Genomic DNA, 16,913 nt, shown 5'->3' with positions numbered 1-16,913 from the left:
GTCGCGCAGCCTCCCGCCCACCGTAGCCGCATGAGCCGCCTTACCGCACTGTTCTGGCGTAAGCCATCGCTTGGGCTGTTCCTGCTGCTGCTCGCGCCGCTAATGTGGTTTGGCATCGTTTATCTGGGATCGCTTCTCACGCTTTTATGGCAAGGGTTTTATACCTTTGACGATTTCACCATGGCGGTCACGCCGGACCTGACGTTTGCTAATATCCTGGCGCTTTTTAATCCGGCAAACTATGACATCATTCTGCGTACGCTGATGATGGCCATTGCGGTGACCATCGCCAGCGCTATCCTCGCGTTTCCGATGGCGTGGTACATGGCACGTTACACCCGCGGCAAGTGGAAGGCGTTCTTCTATATCGCCGTGATGCTGCCAATGTGGGCCAGCTATATTGTTAAAGCCTATGCCTGGACGCTGCTGCTGGCGAAAGACGGGGTGGCGCAGTGGTTTCTGAGCCACCTGGGGCTGGAGCCGATCCTGACCGCGATCCTTACGCTACCGGCCATTGGCGGAAACACGCTTTCCACCTCCGGGCTGGGGCGTTTTCTGGTGTTCGTCTATATCTGGCTGCCGTTTATGATCCTGCCGGTACAGGCGGCGCTGGAGCGGCTGCCCGCGTCGTTACTGCAGGCTTCAGCCGATCTCGGCGCGCGACCACACCAGACTTTTCGTTACGTCGTTTTGCCGCTGGCAATCCCGGGCATTGCCGCAGGGTCAATCTTCACTTTTTCCCTGACGCTGGGCGATTTCATTGTTCCACAGCTGGTGGGGCCGCCGGGGTACTTTATTGGCAATATGGTCTATTCCCAGCAGGGCGCTATCGGCAATATGCCCATGGCCGCGGCCTTCACCCTTGTGCCAATTGTCCTCATCTCTCTTTATCTGGCGTTCGTGAAACGTCTGGGAGCATTCGATGCACTCTGAACGCGCACCGTTGTTCCTGAAAGTGGCAGCCTGGGGAGGCGTTATCTTCCTTCATTTCCCGCTGCTGATTATTGCGACCTACGCCTTTAACACCGAAGACGCCGCGTTCAGTTTTCCGCCGCAGGGGTTGACCTTGAAGTGGTTCACCGTGGCAGCGGGGCGTGGCGACATCACTGAATCAGTGACGTTGTCACTTCAAATCGCTGCGCTGTCGACGGCTATCGCGCTGGTGCTTGGCACGCTTGCTGCAGCGGCGCTGTGGCGAAGCGCGTTTTTTGGCAAAAATGCGATCTCGCTGTTGCTGCTGTTGCCGATTGCGTTACCGGGGATTATCACCGGTCTGGCGCTGTTGACGGCGTTTAAAACCATTGACCTTGAGCCGGGTTTTTTCACCATCGTGGTCGGTCACGCCACGTTCTGCGTGGTGGTGGTGTTTAACAACGTGATTGCCCGTTTCAGACGCACCTCCTGGAGTCTGGTCGAGGCGTCAATGGATCTGGGGGCCGACGGCTGGCAAACCTTCCGTTACGTGGTCCTGCCAAATCTCGGTTCGGCGTTGCTGGCCGGGGGGATGCTGGCGTTTGCACTCTCGTTTGACGAAATCATCGTCACAACATTTACCGCGGGACACGAGCGCACGTTACCGCTGTGGTTGCTTAATCAGCTCGGGCGTCCGCGCGACGTGCCGGTCACCAACGTCGTCGCACTGCTGGTGATGCTGGTCACAACCCTACCCATTCTGGGAGCCTGGTGGCTAACCCGCGACGGCGAAAACAGTGCCGGAAGCGGGAAATAACATTGATTTCAACAGGACAATGCTATGCAAACACAACTGCTGATAAATGGTGAACTGGTCGCCGGAGACGGGGAAAAACAGCCGGTCTATAACCCTGCCACCGGAGAGGTACTTCTGGAGATTGCTGAAGCGTCAGCAGTGCAGGTCGACGCGGCGGTCCAGGCCGCCGATCGCGCATTCATTGAATGGGGACAAACCACGCCTAAAACGCGTGCCGAGTGTCTGCTGAAGCTGGCTGACGTGATTGAAGCCCACGGCGAAGAATTTGCCCGTCTCGAATCGCTCAATTGCGGTAAGCCGCTGCACTGTGCGTTGGGAGATGAAATTCCGGCTGTGGTCGACGTTTTCCGCTTCTTTGCCGGCGCCGCCCGCTGCCTGAACGGGCTGGCCGCCGGCGAATATCTTGACGGTCACACATCGATGATACGCCGCGATCCGGTGGGCGTGGTCGCCTCCATTGCGCCATGGAACTATCCGCTGATGATGGCGGCATGGAAGCTGGCACCCGCGCTGGCCGCGGGTAACTGTGTGGTGATCAAACCTTCGGAGATTACCCCACTGACGGCCCTCAAGCTGGCGGAACTGGCGAAAGACATCTTCCCGGCAGGCGTTCTGAACGTTCTGTTTGGCCGCGGAAAAACGGTCGGTGATCCGCTGACCGGCCACGAAAAGGTGCGTATGGTGTCGCTCACCGGTTCTATTGCCACCGGCGAACATATTATTGGACACACGGCGTCCTCGATTAAACGCACCCATATGGAGCTGGGCGGCAAAGCCCCGGTTATCGTTTTCGACGACGCCGATCTTGATGCGGTTGTTGAAGGGGTACGTACTTTCGGCTTCTACAATGCCGGGCAGGATTGTACGGCAGCCTGTCGTATTTATGCGCAGAAGGGCGTTTATGCCGCGCTGGTGGAAAAACTGGGTGCCGCGGTGGCGAGCCTGAAGATGGGCGCGCCGGAGGAGGAAACCACCGAACTGGGACCGCTCAGTTCCGAAGCCCATCTTTCACGCGTCTGTAAGGCAGTTGATGAGGCTAAAGCCCTGAGCCATATTCGCGTGGTGACCGGCGGCAGCAAAAAAGAGGGGGCAGGCTACTATTTCCAGCCAACCCTTCTGGCAGGGGCAAAACAGGACGATGCTATCGTTCAGCGAGAAGTGTTTGGCCCGGTTGTAAGTGTCACCGAGTTTGATGACGAAGCGCAGGTGCTGGCATGGGCGAACGATTCGCAGTACGGCCTGGCATCATCGGTCTGGACCCGCGATGTAGGGCGTGCCCATCGGATGAGCGCGCGTCTGCAGTACGGCTGCACCTGGGTTAATACCCATTTTATGCTGGTGAGCGAAATGCCGCACGGCGGGATGAAGTTATCCGGCTACGGCAAAGATATGTCGGTGTACGGCCTTGAAGATTATACCGTTGTTCGCCACGTGATGATAAAGCACTAAGCCCCCATGCCCGGTCGCATTCAGCGCCGGGCATTCTCTCCTTTCAGTACATTATCCATAGTATTCAAATGGTTATTCTGTAACGAAAAAACTTGATCTGTATCAACATATGACGCATATTGCGTGCGGTTATTTTTTCGGCTCTGGTAAACAGAATGACGTTGTATCAAAAGATGTTGGTTTTTTACGCAATCATGGCTTCTGTCTGTGCATTAATTACCTGGTTCCTCTCTAAAGACCGCAAACGTATCCGACTGCTCAGTGCTTTTCTGGTGGGGTCAACCTGGCCAATGAGCTTTCCCGTTGCGCTGTTGATCTCGCTTTTCTGAAGCACGCTCCCGTTTTAAAAGATGAACATAGCATTCCAGACATGAAGACTGTATAAATACACAGTAAATCGTTAAAGGAGTGCTTATGAACAGTTTTTACTCGCAGCAGGCCGGCTGCGTTGTGCGCTGGCACGATCTTCCCGGCTCTGGCGATCCTGTGGTGTTTATTCACGGGTTAGGCTGCGCCTCTTCTTATGAATATCCTCGTATCGTCTCTGACGCCCGGTTTGGTGCGCGCAGAGCCATTCTTATCGATCTCCCGGGCAGCGGTTACAGCGACAAACCCGTGCAGTATCGTTATCGCACCAGCGAGCAGGCGCGAGTGGTGGCTGAACTGTTGGACCATCTCAAACTCAATAGCTTCTGGCTATATGGTCATAGTATGGGTGGCAGCATTGCTATCGAGGCAGCAGGACTGATGGCGCCACGCGTAAAAGGGTTGATGGTGTCGGAACCCAATTTTCACGCCGGAGGTGGCATGTTCAGCCGCTCTATTGCTGCACAGACGGAACAACAGTTCCTGGCGCAGGGGTATGATGCGCTGCTCAGTGCAGAAACCTCACCCTGGGCGGGCAGTCTGCAAAGCAATGCGCCGTATGCCGTGTGGCGTGGCGCGTCCAGCCTGGTGGAAGGGGTAGAGCCGGAATGGGAGGTTCAGTTTTTGTCTCTGCGCTGTCCGGTGACGTTGATTTTCGGCGAGTGGTCTCTACCTGATGATGATGTGGACTCTCTGCAAAAGCGGGGCGTTGAGGTGAAAATCATCCCAGCGGCCGGACACTCCATGTCATGGGAAAATCCGTCGGCACTGGCGCAGACGTTAGCAGAGTGTATGACCACGACCTGAAAGGATAGCCCGCATCTCTGCGGGCCAGGAGCGCTATCGTAACAGGGCTTGTAAGGCCTGGCGTGCGGCAGGCTGTACATCGTGCGGGTGGCGGAAATCGATGTTCTCTATTGCCCGGCTATAGAGGGCGACCAGCCAGTCATAGACATACACCGTTGCCGCATGTACGGGTTGTTCTCCCAGACGCGTCAGGCGCGGCGCGGTACTGTTGACCACCGGCGTGACAAAGATTGCCTGGCCTTTACGGATGCGGCTCGCCGGGCGTGCCTCTGCGGGTGTCCGATCGTAGCCCAGCCAGCCAATGAAGTTGCCCATCACGGCATGCAGTTGAGCAGCGCTGCTCTTGTCGGTTTCAACGATGTTCTGCAACTGCTGTGGCAGGTTCAGTCGGTAGCTGGCCACCACCAGAACGTCGGCAATTTGCTGCAAAACAGCGGGTTCCAGCCCAAGGCGCGCGGCAGTGGCATCGTTGCGGCTCCACTGGCGCAGATGGTTTATCCAGACTTTATGCGCCAGGCGAGCTTTGTCTTTGGTCTGGAATGGACTGGCGTTCTCCTGGGCATGCTCGGCAAACAGGTCAATGGTATCCGTAAACAGTCCGTTCACCTGCTCCTCGCGGGGCTGCTGAACGGCCAGCAGGGTTTCAAAGGCTTTAAGCGGCGGTAGAAGACCTTCAAGCAGTTCACCGTGGCGGGCGGCGGAGCTTTGCAGAACGCGCACCATGTTTTCGGCCTGAGTTCGTCTGGCGCCGGGTTCCTCAACCAGCGGTGCCAGATACCCCTTCATCAGGGCCGAGAGTTCCTGGCGCAGCATTGCTTTCAGCGTGCTAAGACGCTTCTGCCGCTGAGCGGGTAACGTGGCCTGAGACAACCACTCGATCACGCGCTGCATGCTGTGGCTGTCCAGCGCCTGCAGTGTCCCCCAGCGCACACCCGGTTTGCCCAACAGGTGCTGGACCGTTTCATCAAGGTTCTGACGGGTGGTAAAACGTGCGTCGTGAGGCGTAATCGCCCACACCAGCCCCGGCAGGGCGGATTCTTCAACGGGCTGAGTCTCTTTGACCCAGTTCATCAGCACCCGGGCTTTTTTAGCCGTTTGCTCGTGCTGGGCTGTCGCATTGCAGATAACAAGCACGTCCGGTTGCAGCTGCTGGCGATAATGCTCCAGCAACCACTGGCATTTAGCCTGATTCAGTGTATCGGCGCTGTTATCTGAAAAGACCGGAATATCAATAATATCGACATTATCCAGGGCGCTGCTTTCGACCGGCAAGACCAGCTCACGCGTCAGGAAGGCGAGCGTATCGACAGGGATACTGATGGCGTTAAGCATCTCGCCGTTGTTCAGCGGATGAAGCAGCGTCTCCTGGGCCTCCGGAAGGGTAAAGGTGCCGTGAGTCAGGAACCCTTCGCCCGGAAGCCCGAAGTTATCGACCAGCAGGCTGAGCGGGGCGGCGAGTGCTCCGGCATGGCTGGTCTGATGCAGGACATGAGCGAGCTTTAACCACTGCTGGGTCAACTCCTGTTGCTCACCCCACAGCAGCGACCAGACGCTGGCTCGCGTGCTGAGATCGAGCGAAGGGACCAGCTGTGCAAACTGATGCCACAGGGCATCATCAATTTGCTGTTTCGCGGCAGGAACTGAGCTTTGCCAGAAGCGGGCGATGGCACCCACGTCCTGAGCCGTAATACCAGGAACGCCCTGCGGCTGGCGCAGGCCACGCCACTTCTCCAGGCGCGTCTCAATGACCGCTTTATCCACGGCGCGGATGTCCGGCTGCAGCGTGGTGCGGGCGATAAACAGCTGAACCAGCTCTGCCTCTGTCACCAGGCTCAGGCGCAGCGGGAACGCCTCATCCACCACCTCTGCATTTCCGCGAGTGAACCGCACGGCCATGTTGGTCAGGGCATGTCCCGGATTAATGTGCGAAAAATAGTCAAATGTACGCTGGCCTGGCGTAACGTTCAGGCGGCCATTACCACTGCCGCACAGCGATAAAAGCAGATGCGCTTTAGCACTCTGAGAATGACCGTAAAGTCCAATACTGCCCGGGCGGGACAGGGCGCGGTCAATGGCCTGCTCCCGTGCCTGCGTCGCGTTGATGCGCGCAAGAAGGGCATCGGCCTCGTTATCCAGCACTGGGGCGTTCAGGCGCGTCTCATTTATCCACCCGATTAAGGCCTGAGTGGTGGTCATCGTCGCAGTCATTTCAGGTATACGCTCCCGCTGTCGATCCAGTAGTGGCTGCCGCTATGACGGCGATCGGCCAGAGTATTCAGTTTGAAGGTTAAAGCATCAGGCGGAACCGGCGTCCCGTCCTGCAACCAGGCATCGCTCAGCGCGAAGGATTCAGGCCCTTCATGCTTATTGCCGCCACAAAGTTTGAGCCGCACGTTCAGCACGCCGTCACCCGCAATCGCTTTGGCCAGTTCGGCCGAGTTGATGCTAAGCGTATAGAGCGGCGTTGCCGGCCAGCGCGCGTTCGCCAGCTGGCGGAAACCGAGCGTCACATTTCCGCGCAGGGGGAAGTGCAGACGGGCGTCGAGTTTCGCACCCGGTTTATCCAGGTCGATATCCTGATACCAGACGTTTTCTTCACGCAGGGTGTTTACGGTGTTATCCAGGACGCCCAGATAGCGAACCGTTGAATATGCACCGATATCCGCGGCTTTAAAGTTAAAGCGCGGCAGTCGCAGGTCTAGCGCCAGGCTGCAAAGCATCGCGCCGACGGCGGCGGTCGATTTTGGATTACCAATGCGTCCTTGCTGGCTGAACGGGTACCATTCATGAACCTGGTATTTATCCAGCCAGACGATGCGATTAACCGGCACCGGCTGCAGGTGGCGAATAAGCGCCTGAACGCCAGGCAGGCAGCCCGGACGCCCCGTGATCAGCAGAATATCGCAGCTGTAATGTGAAATGGCCTCGCACACCGCATGCAGGGGTGACGCCAGCGTGAACTGGCCTGCCAGCATCGCATCCTGCATTTCACGGAAATTCACGTGCAGCGGAACGGCAAACAGATCGAAGGCTTCTGAACCTGCCGGCAAGGCATGATCGACGGCCTGTTGCAGATAATTCATCACGTTGCGGGTCGGTTTTTGCGACAGCAGATCGCCAAAGGTGGCATGCAAGCCTGCCAGCGGATCGTCGATGTCGCTGGATTCCCACGCGGCAAGGATGGCGTGACCAATCGGCATAAAGAGCTGAAGCGCCGTTTGCTGGCGCAATACCGCCTGAGTATCGATACGTCCTGAGTCACCAAACAGCGAGGCCATCAGCAGAGAGGCATCGGCAATGCCGGACTTCTGCAGCTGGGTTTGCAGGGCGGGTAACACATAGCGCTGGATGACGTCCAGCAGGGTGTCGTCGCCGGCCACTTTAAACCCTTCACGGAACAGCAGCTGCGGCGTGATTTTGACGTTGTTACCGGAGCCGTCATCCAACTGATAATGGGTGATCGCCATGTCGGTTGTGCCGCCGCCAATGTCGATAGAGGCGACACGCAGCGAGCGCCCCGGCTGCACGCCCGGTTCAGGTTCACGATCCGGGCGGGCGAGGGAGGCGAAGAACGCTTCCGTCTGACCACCAAAATGTGAGATCGCTTCGTTGTACAGCCACACCAGTTGACCACAGCTGGCCTCGTCCCACTCCATCTGGATTGCAGGTACCGGCACCACGCTTTTTTCCTGGTGCTTACGGGTGGCAAAATCGTCGTCCTGCGGGTGCCAGCCCATCGCTTTCCAGACGATAGCGATCGCCTCGAACATGCGGCGACGGAAGATCTCGCGTTCCTGCTTCGGCATCGCCGAGGGCAGGGTCAGGATCAGCGTACGCAGCTGGCGTGGCGAGGCCGGAAAGCCCAGACGCAGGCGCGTGGCAACGCTGTTGATCTGCCCCAGCGCCTGTGCCAGCAGTTCGCACAGCATATGCGTCATCAGCGTGCTGCGGCTGTACTGCGGGGAGAAGACCGGCAGTCGCTCGTCCTGCGGCAGCGTAAAGAGTGGTTCACCGTCATCGTTCATCAGGTTCATCAGCGGGAACGCGGTCGCCAGCGGTTCGCGCTGGGTTTTGCTGTTCATCTGGCTAAAGCGCCAGTCCTGGACCACCGGGGTTTCATCCCACAGGTAGCGACGCGGGCTGGAGATACCGCTGTTACCTTCCGTGCCCAGACGGCGCGTAGCCAGTTTGCGGGCTTCATCGCCCACGCGGACAATAGACGGCCAGACGAAGGCATCTTCACGCCCACTCTCCACCGAGAAGTGCTGCTTGCCAAAACGCGCTTCTGAAAACTCCAGACGACTGGTAAACAGCGGTTCATTGAGGAACTGTGGCTCGCTTAACGAGCGCACCTGCAGTTCGGCCGTCTGGCGCAGACCGTCGTTCGCATCACCGTGATCTTCAATAATAACGCCGCAGGTATGGGTATTCCCGACGTCGAGGATCAGGTCGACCGGAATAGCCGGCGTACTGAGGGTATGGGTGACAAATTTCACTTCCGGCACGGTAAGCTGTTCACCGAGCATGGACAGCAGGTTGAGCCAGTGTGCCTGGTACTCAAAGCTGCGCATTGCCTGCTGCAGGTCGCGTTCCGCGCGGTTTTCAACGTCGGTCGCATAGTGGGTAAACGCCTCGCGCAGCCAGCCGTCAATCCAGGTCTGGTCGAGGAAGCTTTCCACCTCATCGTCACGCCATGCCAGTCCGAAACGGGTGCCGTTGAGAATGTCATTTTCAACCGGGGACAGCGCGGCAGTAGCATGCTCTGCAATCTGGCTGTCGAGAGCGAGCGTGACGCGGTGCGTATTGCCTGCTGCATCAGGCGTTTCAAGTTTACGCACCTGGACACGCGCCCAGTTATCCGGCCCGTCAACAAAGGTACGTGGCGGATTGAAGCGCAGGAAGGGAATGGGGAGCCAGACGCCATCCAGCACCGTCAGAGACTGATGCAGTGGGATCGTGGTTTCCGGTTTCACCACTTCAGGCTGTCCGCCGTTCAATCCCGGCAGCGTGTAACGCCCGTTGACGAGATCGAAATCGAGACGCAGAAGCGGACCGTTGGCGGTTTTACGTACGAAGCGCCCGTTGCTGGCGGTGTCCTGCGGAGTCAGGCCAAAATCGAGGAATTGCACGCCGCTGTTGGCAATAAGCGTGACGCTCTGTTTATAGTCGCAAAGATTTACCAGCATAGGGTCAGGCACCTGCTTTCTTGAACGTCAGTGGAACGACGGTTTTGGCATCATAACGGGCATTACATTCAGCGACATCGCTGGTACCTGCTTTGCAGGCAACTTCCGGCATCGGGTAGCGTGAACCGTCTGTGCAGCGGGCATTACCGCGACTCTTGATCATCAGTTCACCATTGCTGTGCAGCCCGGAGAAAACCTCCACGCGGCAGACAACATTGTCACCGTGAACAACACGAGCGAAGCCTTTATTGTTCTGGATCTGATAGCGCAGCGACGGTGGTTTGCCGGTAATCGGATCTTTCACGTCGAGGATCGCACGCCATGTTCCGTTCAGAAAACGCGTCGACCCCGCTTTCACCTGGTTTGCTTCCATGACCATGGCGTCTTTCGGGATCGCCGCAATCACAACCGGTGCAGGTGCTGGGGCGGCAACGGGAGCCGGTTCTTTTTCTTTGCTCGCGACCACCTCTGCCTGATGCAGCGGTAATTTCATCGGCAGTGGCTCAACGGCTTTAATCGGCTTTGGCGCAATGGCGACAGGTTCAGGGGCAACGACAGCCACTGGCTCGGCAGAAGGGGCCTGTTTTGGCCACAGCAACGGGGTGGCAATCGCGGCAACGATCACGGCGGCAACCGGAAGCGTCCACAGGGGAACGCGGCGTTTTTTGGCTACGATCGCAGGCTCTGGCTCGGGTTCTTCCACAGGTGGCAAAGTGACCGGTGCAGGTTCAGGCGTATACAGTTCGTCCGGCGTGATGCGTACCACCGTGGCCGGGGCGATCAGCGGCTCATCGGCCTGTTCAAAGGTCAGGACTGGGGTCGGTTCCGGCTCGGGTTCAGGGTCTTCAATGACAATCGGGGCTGGCTCAGGGATCAGCGATTCGCGTAAACAGTCGAGTACGTCGTCACGCGCATTCTCATTGAGATTTACAAACCCCCAGAAGCTTATGACCGGCTTTCCATCAACCAGGAAAAGGAAATTTTCGCCGGGAAACTGAAATGCTTTCGACAGCAGGGAGCCGAAAAGCTGTTGCGCTGTTTTTGGCGACTGCAGGCACTTCTTACTCAGCGATTCAACGCTGGCCAGCGTATTTTCCAGATAGCGAAGGGCGCGATAACGATCGTCTTCGTTCGCCGCTTTCCAGCTGGTTACGCAACCGTCGACCGGCGAATACCAGTCGACACGGTCGCCACCATCATTGACCTGCGGAATAGCCAGACAGTCGACAATCGCCTGTTGTTTGCGTAACCGGAGCGCTTCCCGGATTTGTAACGCTGATTCAAAAACGGCTTGTCCGCCGCCGCCAACGGCCTGAAAGTCATCCAGATTACCGCTGCGTAAAAGAGTTTTTGCCACGATTTGATCCCATATACTTCTTCACACCGTTACTTTAACGAAATCGGGAAGCAACCAAACGGAGGAAGAGACGCCAAAAGGGACGATTTCTTGTGGCATAGAAAGGTGCGGTTGTGCTTGACGAATAATGGCACTTAAGGCAAATCAACCTCTGGCGCACTGGCTGTAAAACCAGCGGAAAACGTTGCTTTAGAATAACCTGATAGTGATTCGTTATTTGCCAGGTTATAGCGGCTGTGCTGTTATTACAGTCCAATATAATAAAACTGCCAGGGTTATAACCATGTCTACAGGGAAAACGCTGCTCGCCCTCGCGCTGAGCACTCTCTTACCAGCAGGTGCCGCATGGGCGGCGAATAATGACACCATCATTTATTGCTCTGAAGCATCACCGGAGTCTTTCAACCCGCAGATCGCCAGCTCAGGCCCGTCATTCGTGGCCAGCTCTCAGGTCCTGTATAACCGCCTGATCAATTTCGACCCGGTGAAAAACACCCCGGTACCGTCGCTGGCAGAGTCCTGGACAATTTCCCCGGACGGTAAGACTTATACCTTTACGCTGCGTAAAGGGGTCAAGTTCAACAGCAATAAATACTTCAAGCCGACCCGTGATTTTAATGCGGATGACGTTATTTTTTCCGTCATGCGTCAGAAAGATCCTAAGCATCCTTATCACAATGTCTCGCAAGGTAATTACGAATACTTTAATGACGTAGGCCTGGACAAGCTGATTCAGGACGTCAAAAAGGTTGATGATTATCACGTGCAGTTTACGCTGAGCGAACCAAACGCCGCTTTCCTTGCTGACTGGGGGATGGATTTCGCCTCTATTCTTTCCGCTGAATACGCTGACGCGATGCTGAAAAAAGGGGCGCCTGAGAATGTCGATACCTGGCCGATTGGTACCGGGCCATACGTTCTGCAGCAGTACAAAGTGGATTCGCTGATCCGCTACGTCGCTAACCCGAACTACTGGGAAGGTGCGGTTCCGACGAAACACCTTATTTTCTCCATCACGCCAAACGTAGAAACGCGTCTGGCGAAGCTGCAGACCAACGAATGTCAGATTATTCCTGCGCCGTCACCGGTTCAGTTTGATGTTATTAACAAAAATAAAGACCTGAAGCTGCACGCCGTGGAGGCGTTGAACGTGGGGTATCTGGCGTTCAATACCGAGAAAAAACCGTTTGATAACGTGCTGGTGCGTCAGGCCCTGAACTATGCGACGGACAAAAAATCCATCGTGAATGCGGTCTTTATGGGTTCCGGTACGGTGGCGAAATCACCCATTCCGCCGAATATGCTGGGCTTTAATAACGATCTGAAGGACTACAGCTACGATCCTGAAAAAGCGAAAGCTTTGTTGAAACAGGCCGGTCTGGAGAAGGGCGCGGACGTGACGCTGTGGTCAATGCCTGTGCAGCGTCCGTATAACCCTAACTCGAAGCGTATTGCGGAGATGATCCAGAGCGACTGGGCAAAAGTCGGCGTGAAGGCCAAAATTGTCTCTTACGAGTGGGGCGAGTATCTCTCCGGTATGCGTAAAGGGGAGCATGATTCCGCGCTGTTTGGCTGGATGTCCGATAACGGCGACCCGGATAACTTTGCTGATGTACTGCTGGGATGCGACAGCATCAAAACCGGATCGAACGCCGCGCGCTGGTGCGATAAGGGGTATGATGATCTGGTCAAGAAAGCCAAACTGACCAGCAACCCGGGTGAGCGTGCGAAACTCTACAGCCAGGCGCAGGAGATCTTCTATGCTCAGGCACCGTGGATTGCGCTGGCGAACGGCAAAACGTTCTACGCCACCCGCAGCAACGTAACGGGGTACAGCGTGAGCCTGATGGGCAGCGATTTCTCCAAAGCGAAACTGAACTGACATTTTTCCCGGCAGGCACCGCGCCTGCCGGGCATCTGACAAGGAGTGACAATGTCACATTTAAATGAAGTTATCGCCCGTGTCGATACCGCCATCGAAGAGGGAGTGATTAGCCGAATGAATGAACTGCTGATCGAACTGAGCGACGACGCAGCGTTAAGCCGTGAAGATCGCTACAGTCAGCAGCAGCGTCTGCGTACCGCGATTGCACATCATGGTAAGCAACATAAAGAAGAGATGGACGCCCGTCAGGAATTGCTGACCAAAGGCGGTACGATTCTGTAGCGGTAAGCCGGGGGTCAGAACTGGCGTCTCGCGACCAGCCACGCCCCGACCACCAGCATTACGGCACCGCACACCGGGCCAATCAGCGCGCGCAAGGGGATGCCATTGCTTCTGAGTACATCCATCACCAGCCCGCCAATCAACTGGCTTGCCACCAGCACGGCGATGGTTGTCGCTGCGCCAACATTTTGATAGCCGCTGATACTGGCAAAAACAAAAAACGACCCTAACAGCCCCGGGATCAACGTCCACCAGCGGATCGTTGAGGCCAGCTCGCTAAATCCGGCGAAGCCCTGTTTTAGCAGCAGAATGCTGACAAACAGCACAATGCCAACCAGCGAATTCAGCAGCATCGCGATAAGAATGGTCGAGGAGGACTGAGTGATGCGCACCATTAAGGTGTTTTGCACCACCAGGCCAATTCCCGCCGCCACCAGAAAAGCCAGCGTCAGAGACTGATTCATGAGATAGCGTCCGGATCGCTGCGCTCATCAAGCTGCAACTGCATAAAGGTCAGATCCAGCCAGCGGCCAAACTTGGTGCCCACCTGCGGCATCTGGCCGGTGGTCACAAAACCGAGCGTCTCATGAAGATGAATAGAGGCCTGGTTTTGCGCCTCAATGCCCGCCACCATGACGTGTTTGCCGAGGGTCCGCGCTTCAATAATCAGCGCGTTCATCAGCGTGCGGCCAATACCTTTGCCCTGATGATCCGGATGAACGTAGACAGAATGCTCTACCGTATGCCGGAAACCGTCAAAGGCGCGCCAGTCGCCAAACGAGGCGTAGCCGGTGATAACGCCATTCTCTTCACTCACCAGCACCGGGTAGCCTGCGAGGGCACGCGCCTCAAACCAGGCAATGCGGTTATCCGTATCGACGGTTTTATCATTCCAGATCGCGGCAGTATGCAGCACCGCGTGGTTGTAAATCTCCCCAATAGCGGTGCAGTCTTCTTTGCAGGCATGACGAACGATCATGTTTGAACCTCTGAGTGTGTTGTTCACTATAGTATTACGTTATGAGTACGATATTACACAACTGTACAGACGGATGGCTATGACATAAGCCAGATTTTTTTGTTATCAAAACCGCGTTGAAATGCCGTTCATACACTATAGTATGACGTCATGAATACTATGGCAGACACAATGAATCAAAGGATTAGCGCGCGAATTCGCCTTGAACGCGAGTCGCGAGGATGGTCATTAAGCGAGCTTGCTGACCGGGCCGGCGTCTCGCGCGCCATGATCCACAAGATAGAGCGCGGGGACAGCAGCCCGACGGCGACCTTGCTCGCGCGGTTATCCGGCGCGTTTGGCATCAGCATGTCAACGCTGATCGCCAGAGCCGAAATGCAGGAAGGAAAGCTGCTGCGTCTGGAAAACCAGCCCGTCTGGCGTGACCCTCAGACACACTATCTCCGCCGCCACGTGTCACCCCGCACCGATCTGCCCATCGATCTTGTTCAGGTTGAGCTGCCGGCGGGAAGCGATGTCCCTATGCCCGCCTCGTCGTATGCGCTGGCGCGCCAGCTTATCTGGCTGCAGTCTGGCGAACTGGTTTTCCAGGAGGGCGATACCCGTCATGAAATGCACGCCGGTGATTGCCTGGAACTGGGGCCGCCCAACGACTGCCGGTTCATTAATGAGACGAATGAAACCTGTATCTATCTGGTTGTGCGGCTTAACCAGTCTGGCTCGTAAAGTTAAAGCGTTTACGCCGATCATGAGCCAGGCTCTAATGACATTTGTACCAGAAGGAGTTCCTGATGAATCAATCTGTTTCGCAAAATCGCCGCTGGGTTCTGGCTTCTCGTCCGCACGGTGCGCCGGTCGCGGAGAATTTTCGTCTGGAAGAGCAGCCTGTTCCTGAACCTCAGGCAGGACAGCTTTTGCTGCGCACGGTCTGGCTGTCGCTTGATCCTTACATGCGTGGGCGCATGAGTGATGCACCTTCCTATTCACCGCCAGTGGAAATTGGGGCGGTCATGGTGGGGGGAACGGTCAGTCGCGTGGAGCAGTCAAACCATCCGGACTATACGCCGGGTGAGTGGGTGCTGGGCTACAGCGGCTGGCAGGAGTATGAAATTTCAGACGGCAGCGGCCTGGTGAAACTGGGCGATAATATTTCTCACCCCTCGTGGGCGCTGGGCATTCTGGGTATGCCAGGGTTTACCGCCTATATGGGGCTACTGGACATCGGCCAGCCTAAAGCCGGTGAAACGCTGGTGGTTGCGGCGGCGACGGGGCCGGTTGGTGCGACGGTCGGGCAGATCGGTAAAATCAAAGGTTGCCGGGTGATCGGCGTTGCCGGTGGTGCAGAAAAATGCCGCCATGCCGTAGAGGTGCTCGGGTTTGACCAGTGCCTGGATCACCATGCCGATGACTTCGCGGCCCAGCTGGAAAAGGCCTGCCCGAAAGGGATTGATGTTTATTATGAAAACGTCGGCGGGAAAGTCTTTGACGCCGTGTTGCCCTTACTGAACACCTCAGCGCGCGTACCGGTATGTGGTCTGGTGAGCGGTTACAATGCGACGGGTCTGCCGGAAGGGCCGGATCGTTTGCCGTTATTGATGGCGACGATTCTGAAGAAACGTATTCGTATGCAGGGGTTTATCATCGCTCAGGACTACGGCCATCGCATCAAGGAGTTCCAGGATGAGATGGGGCGCTGGGTGCAGGAAGGCAAAATTCACTACCGTGAGCAGGTCACAGACGGCCTGGAGAATGCGCCTGAGGCGCTGATTGGCCTTCTTGAAGGAAAAAACTTCGGCAAAGTCGTGATTCGCGTCGCGGGTGACAATAAATAATCTAAAATATGGCGGGGTTTCCCGCCATATTTATTTGTGAAGATACGATATATTGTCTTTAATTAACTGGACATGGCTTTTCGCGCCTTCCGTTCAGATGAGCACGAAAACGAAAAAAAATAAATTTTGCATTTCTTGACATTTTTACAGACTTCCCATCACCAGGCATGACGATACAGGATATATCGGAACAGCGTCGTTTATAAAAAACGGCGTTTAAAAATAGCATTAAGTATTAGCTACAGGAATTGAACATGCTTGATTTGGACCATTTAGAAAAAGCGCAAAGGATCAGTCTTACCATGCAAGTCGAACTCAGTTTGAAAGGCGCGTTAATTACAGGCTCACTGAAACCTGGCGCTCGACTGATTACCAAAGAAATTGCTGATAAATTAGGAACCAGTATTACCCCGGTTCGCGAGGCGCTTTTGCGTCTGGTGTCGTCTGGGGCATTGCACGCCACGCCAGCCCAGGCATTTCTGGTTCCTGAGGTCACGCTTGAGCGTTATAACGAGATTAACGCCATCAGGAAACAGCTTGAGCCTATGGCGGTAGCTGCCGCCTGTCAGCATATGACGGAAAATAAGCTGGAGGTGTTGCGCAAGTTATCAGAGACATTCCATGAAGCCATGCGCAACGGGCACGTTCAGCAGGCGCTGCATGCAAACCGCATCTTTCGGTTTACGCTTTATCAGTACGCGGAAATGCCGACACTCAGCGCCTTAATTGAGCAGCTATGGGTGCGTATTGGACCTTGCATGAACTATCTGCATCAGGAGCTTAACGACATCAAGGTGTCGACTTATCACTACGCCGAGCTCCTGTCCGCGCTTGAGCGAAGAGATGTTGATGGCAGTCAGAAGGCGATAGAGACGTTGATTGATGAAGCGAACACGCTTTTACAGCGACAATATTTTAACTGAGAGATTATTTAGCAGAGCGACTATATCCTGCCGCGAATTATATTCCTGGTTAAATACTCCTGATGGCTTATTGCCATCAGGAGCGTTATTCCATTTATAAAAATAATATTCAGCAAAA

15 protein-coding genes are annotated in these 16,913 nt (G+C 55.9%); 10 read left to right on the top strand and 5 right to left on the bottom strand.

Going from position 1 to position 16,913, the window contains the following annotated elements; genetic code table 11:
• Positions 1 to 30 precede the first annotated feature (30 nt).
• The 5 genes from BH714_RS07965 to BH714_RS07945 all read left to right on the top strand — a co-directional run bounded on the left by BH714_RS07965 (position 31) and on the right by BH714_RS07945 (position 4,351).
• Positions 31 to 933, top strand: coding sequence for an ABC transporter permease (locus BH714_RS07965; RefSeq protein ID WP_200900464.1), 903 nt, complete (start codon positions 31 to 33; stop codon positions 931 to 933).
• Positions 923 to 1,729: an ABC transporter permease gene (locus BH714_RS07960; protein ID WP_040017600.1), complete on the top strand. Its 807-nt coding sequence runs from the start codon at positions 923 to 925 to the stop codon at positions 1,727 to 1,729. Before BH714_RS07965 ends, BH714_RS07960 begins: the two co-directional genes overlap by 11 nt.
• Before the next feature lie 24 nt (positions 1,730 to 1,753).
• Complete coding sequence (gene patD / locus BH714_RS07955; RefSeq protein ID WP_040017599.1) at positions 1,754 to 3,178, top strand: aminobutyraldehyde dehydrogenase; 1,425 nt, start codon at positions 1,754 to 1,756, stop codon at positions 3,176 to 3,178.
• Between the two features lie 155 nt (positions 3,179 to 3,333).
• Positions 3,334 to 3,507, top strand: coding sequence for a GhoT/OrtT family toxin (locus tag BH714_RS07950; RefSeq protein WP_032670341.1), 174 nt, complete (start codon positions 3,334 to 3,336; stop codon positions 3,505 to 3,507).
• An 85-nt stretch (positions 3,508 to 3,592) separates the two neighbouring features.
• The gene (locus BH714_RS07945) at positions 3,593 to 4,351 is read left to right on the top strand and encodes an alpha/beta fold hydrolase (RefSeq protein ID WP_020884021.1); all 759 of its coding nucleotides are present in this window, start codon (positions 3,593 to 3,595) and stop codon (positions 4,349 to 4,351) included.
• 33 nt (positions 4,352 to 4,384) lie between these two features.
• On the opposite strand, the gene BH714_RS07940 is transcribed toward BH714_RS07945, so the two are convergent.
• From BH714_RS07940 to BH714_RS07930, 3 genes are read right to left on the bottom strand one after another with little or no spacing between them, the layout of a single operon-like run.
• A complete protein-coding gene (locus tag BH714_RS07940; protein ID WP_040017598.1) occupies positions 4,385 to 6,559 on the bottom strand; it encodes a virulence factor SrfC family protein in 2,175 nt (724 codons plus the stop codon).
• Positions 6,556 to 9,537 (bottom strand): virulence factor SrfB, encoded by a 2,982-nt coding sequence (locus BH714_RS07935; protein WP_020884023.1) that lies wholly within the window; start codon positions 9,535 to 9,537, stop codon positions 6,556 to 6,558. Before BH714_RS07935 ends, BH714_RS07940 begins: the two co-directional genes overlap by 4 nt.
• A gap of 4 nt (positions 9,538 to 9,541) precedes the next feature.
• Positions 9,542 to 10,894, bottom strand: a complete 1,353-nt coding sequence (locus tag BH714_RS07930) for an SrfA family protein (protein ID WP_040017597.1) — start codon at positions 10,892 to 10,894, stop codon at positions 9,542 to 9,544.
• A 283-nt stretch (positions 10,895 to 11,177) separates the two neighbouring features.
• Between BH714_RS07930 and BH714_RS07925 the strand changes: the two genes are divergently transcribed.
• The gene (locus BH714_RS07925; RefSeq protein WP_040017595.1) at positions 11,178 to 12,776 is read left to right on the top strand and encodes an ABC transporter substrate-binding protein; all 1,599 of its coding nucleotides are present in this window, start codon (positions 11,178 to 11,180) and stop codon (positions 12,774 to 12,776) included.
• A 51-nt stretch (positions 12,777 to 12,827) separates the two neighbouring features.
• Complete coding sequence (locus BH714_RS07920; protein ID WP_020884026.1) at positions 12,828 to 13,061, top strand: YdcY family protein; 234 nt, start codon at positions 12,828 to 12,830, stop codon at positions 13,059 to 13,061.
• Between the two features lie 14 nt (positions 13,062 to 13,075).
• Here the strand turns inward: BH714_RS07920 and BH714_RS07915 are convergent, their stop codons facing one another.
• On the bottom strand, positions 13,076 to 13,525 hold the full coding sequence (locus tag BH714_RS07915) for a DMT family transporter (RefSeq protein WP_014170257.1): 450 nt from the start codon (positions 13,523 to 13,525) through the stop codon (positions 13,076 to 13,078).
• Complete coding sequence (locus tag BH714_RS07910; RefSeq protein WP_040017594.1) at positions 13,522 to 14,040, bottom strand: GNAT family N-acetyltransferase; 519 nt, start codon at positions 14,038 to 14,040, stop codon at positions 13,522 to 13,524. The genes BH714_RS07915 and BH714_RS07910 overlap by 4 nt, the downstream gene beginning before the upstream one ends.
• Positions 14,041 to 14,190: 150 nt before the next feature.
• Here BH714_RS07910 and BH714_RS07905 point away from each other — a divergent pair, with 150 nt between their 5' ends.
• The 3 genes from BH714_RS07905 to BH714_RS07895 all read left to right on the top strand — a co-directional run bounded on the left by BH714_RS07905 (position 14,191) and on the right by BH714_RS07895 (position 16,795).
• Positions 14,191 to 14,766 carry a helix-turn-helix domain-containing protein gene (locus tag BH714_RS07905; RefSeq protein WP_014170255.1) on the top strand — a complete coding sequence of 192 codons (576 nt, stop codon included), beginning with the start codon at positions 14,191 to 14,193 and terminating at the stop codon, positions 14,764 to 14,766.
• 65 nt (positions 14,767 to 14,831) lie between these two features.
• Complete coding sequence (locus BH714_RS07900; protein WP_040017592.1) at positions 14,832 to 15,872, top strand: NADP-dependent oxidoreductase; 1,041 nt, start codon at positions 14,832 to 14,834, stop codon at positions 15,870 to 15,872.
• A 254-nt stretch (positions 15,873 to 16,126) separates the two neighbouring features.
• Positions 16,127 to 16,795, top strand: coding sequence for a GntR family transcriptional regulator (locus tag BH714_RS07895; RefSeq protein WP_020884031.1), 669 nt, complete (start codon positions 16,127 to 16,129; stop codon positions 16,793 to 16,795).
• The last annotated feature ends 118 nt before the right edge of the window (positions 16,796 to 16,913 follow it).

The organism is Enterobacter ludwigii, assembly GCF_001750725.1.
Taxonomy (GTDB): Bacteria; Pseudomonadota; Gammaproteobacteria; order Enterobacterales; family Enterobacteriaceae; genus Enterobacter; species Enterobacter ludwigii.
This window is presented reverse-complemented; position numbering and strand designations above follow the sequence as displayed.

Excerpts from the sequence above, each read along its gene's own strand:
- BH714_RS07965 (WP_200900464.1), top strand. The coding sequence starts at position 31 with ATGAGCCGCCTTACCGCACTGTTCTGGCGTAAGCCATCGCTTGGGCTG.
- BH714_RS07960 (WP_040017600.1), top strand. The coding sequence starts at position 923 with ATGCACTCTGAACGCGCACCGTTGTTCCTGAAAGTGGCAGCCTGGGGA.
- patD (WP_040017599.1), top strand. The coding sequence starts at position 1,754 with ATGCAAACACAACTGCTGATAAATGGTGAACTGGTCGCCGGAGACGGG.
- BH714_RS07950 (WP_032670341.1), top strand. The coding sequence starts at position 3,334 with ATGACGTTGTATCAAAAGATGTTGGTTTTTTACGCAATCATGGCTTCT.
- BH714_RS07945 (WP_020884021.1), top strand. The coding sequence starts at position 3,593 with ATGAACAGTTTTTACTCGCAGCAGGCCGGCTGCGTTGTGCGCTGGCAC.
- BH714_RS07940 (WP_040017598.1), bottom strand. The coding sequence starts at position 6,559 with ATGACTGCGACGATGACCACCACTCAGGCCTTAATCGGGTGGATAAAT.
- BH714_RS07935 (WP_020884023.1), bottom strand. The coding sequence starts at position 9,537 with ATGCTGGTAAATCTTTGCGACTATAAACAGAGCGTCACGCTTATTGCC.
- BH714_RS07925 (WP_040017595.1), top strand. The coding sequence starts at position 11,178 with ATGTCTACAGGGAAAACGCTGCTCGCCCTCGCGCTGAGCACTCTCTTA.
- BH714_RS07920 (WP_020884026.1), top strand. The coding sequence starts at position 12,828 with ATGTCACATTTAAATGAAGTTATCGCCCGTGTCGATACCGCCATCGAA.
- BH714_RS07915 (WP_014170257.1), bottom strand. The coding sequence starts at position 13,525 with ATGAATCAGTCTCTGACGCTGGCTTTTCTGGTGGCGGCGGGAATTGGC.
- BH714_RS07910 (WP_040017594.1), bottom strand. The coding sequence starts at position 14,040 with ATGATCGTTCGTCATGCCTGCAAAGAAGACTGCACCGCTATTGGGGAG.
- BH714_RS07905 (WP_014170255.1), top strand. The coding sequence starts at position 14,191 with ATGAATACTATGGCAGACACAATGAATCAAAGGATTAGCGCGCGAATT.
- BH714_RS07900 (WP_040017592.1), top strand. The coding sequence starts at position 14,832 with ATGAATCAATCTGTTTCGCAAAATCGCCGCTGGGTTCTGGCTTCTCGT.
- BH714_RS07895 (WP_020884031.1), top strand. The coding sequence starts at position 16,127 with ATGCTTGATTTGGACCATTTAGAAAAAGCGCAAAGGATCAGTCTTACC.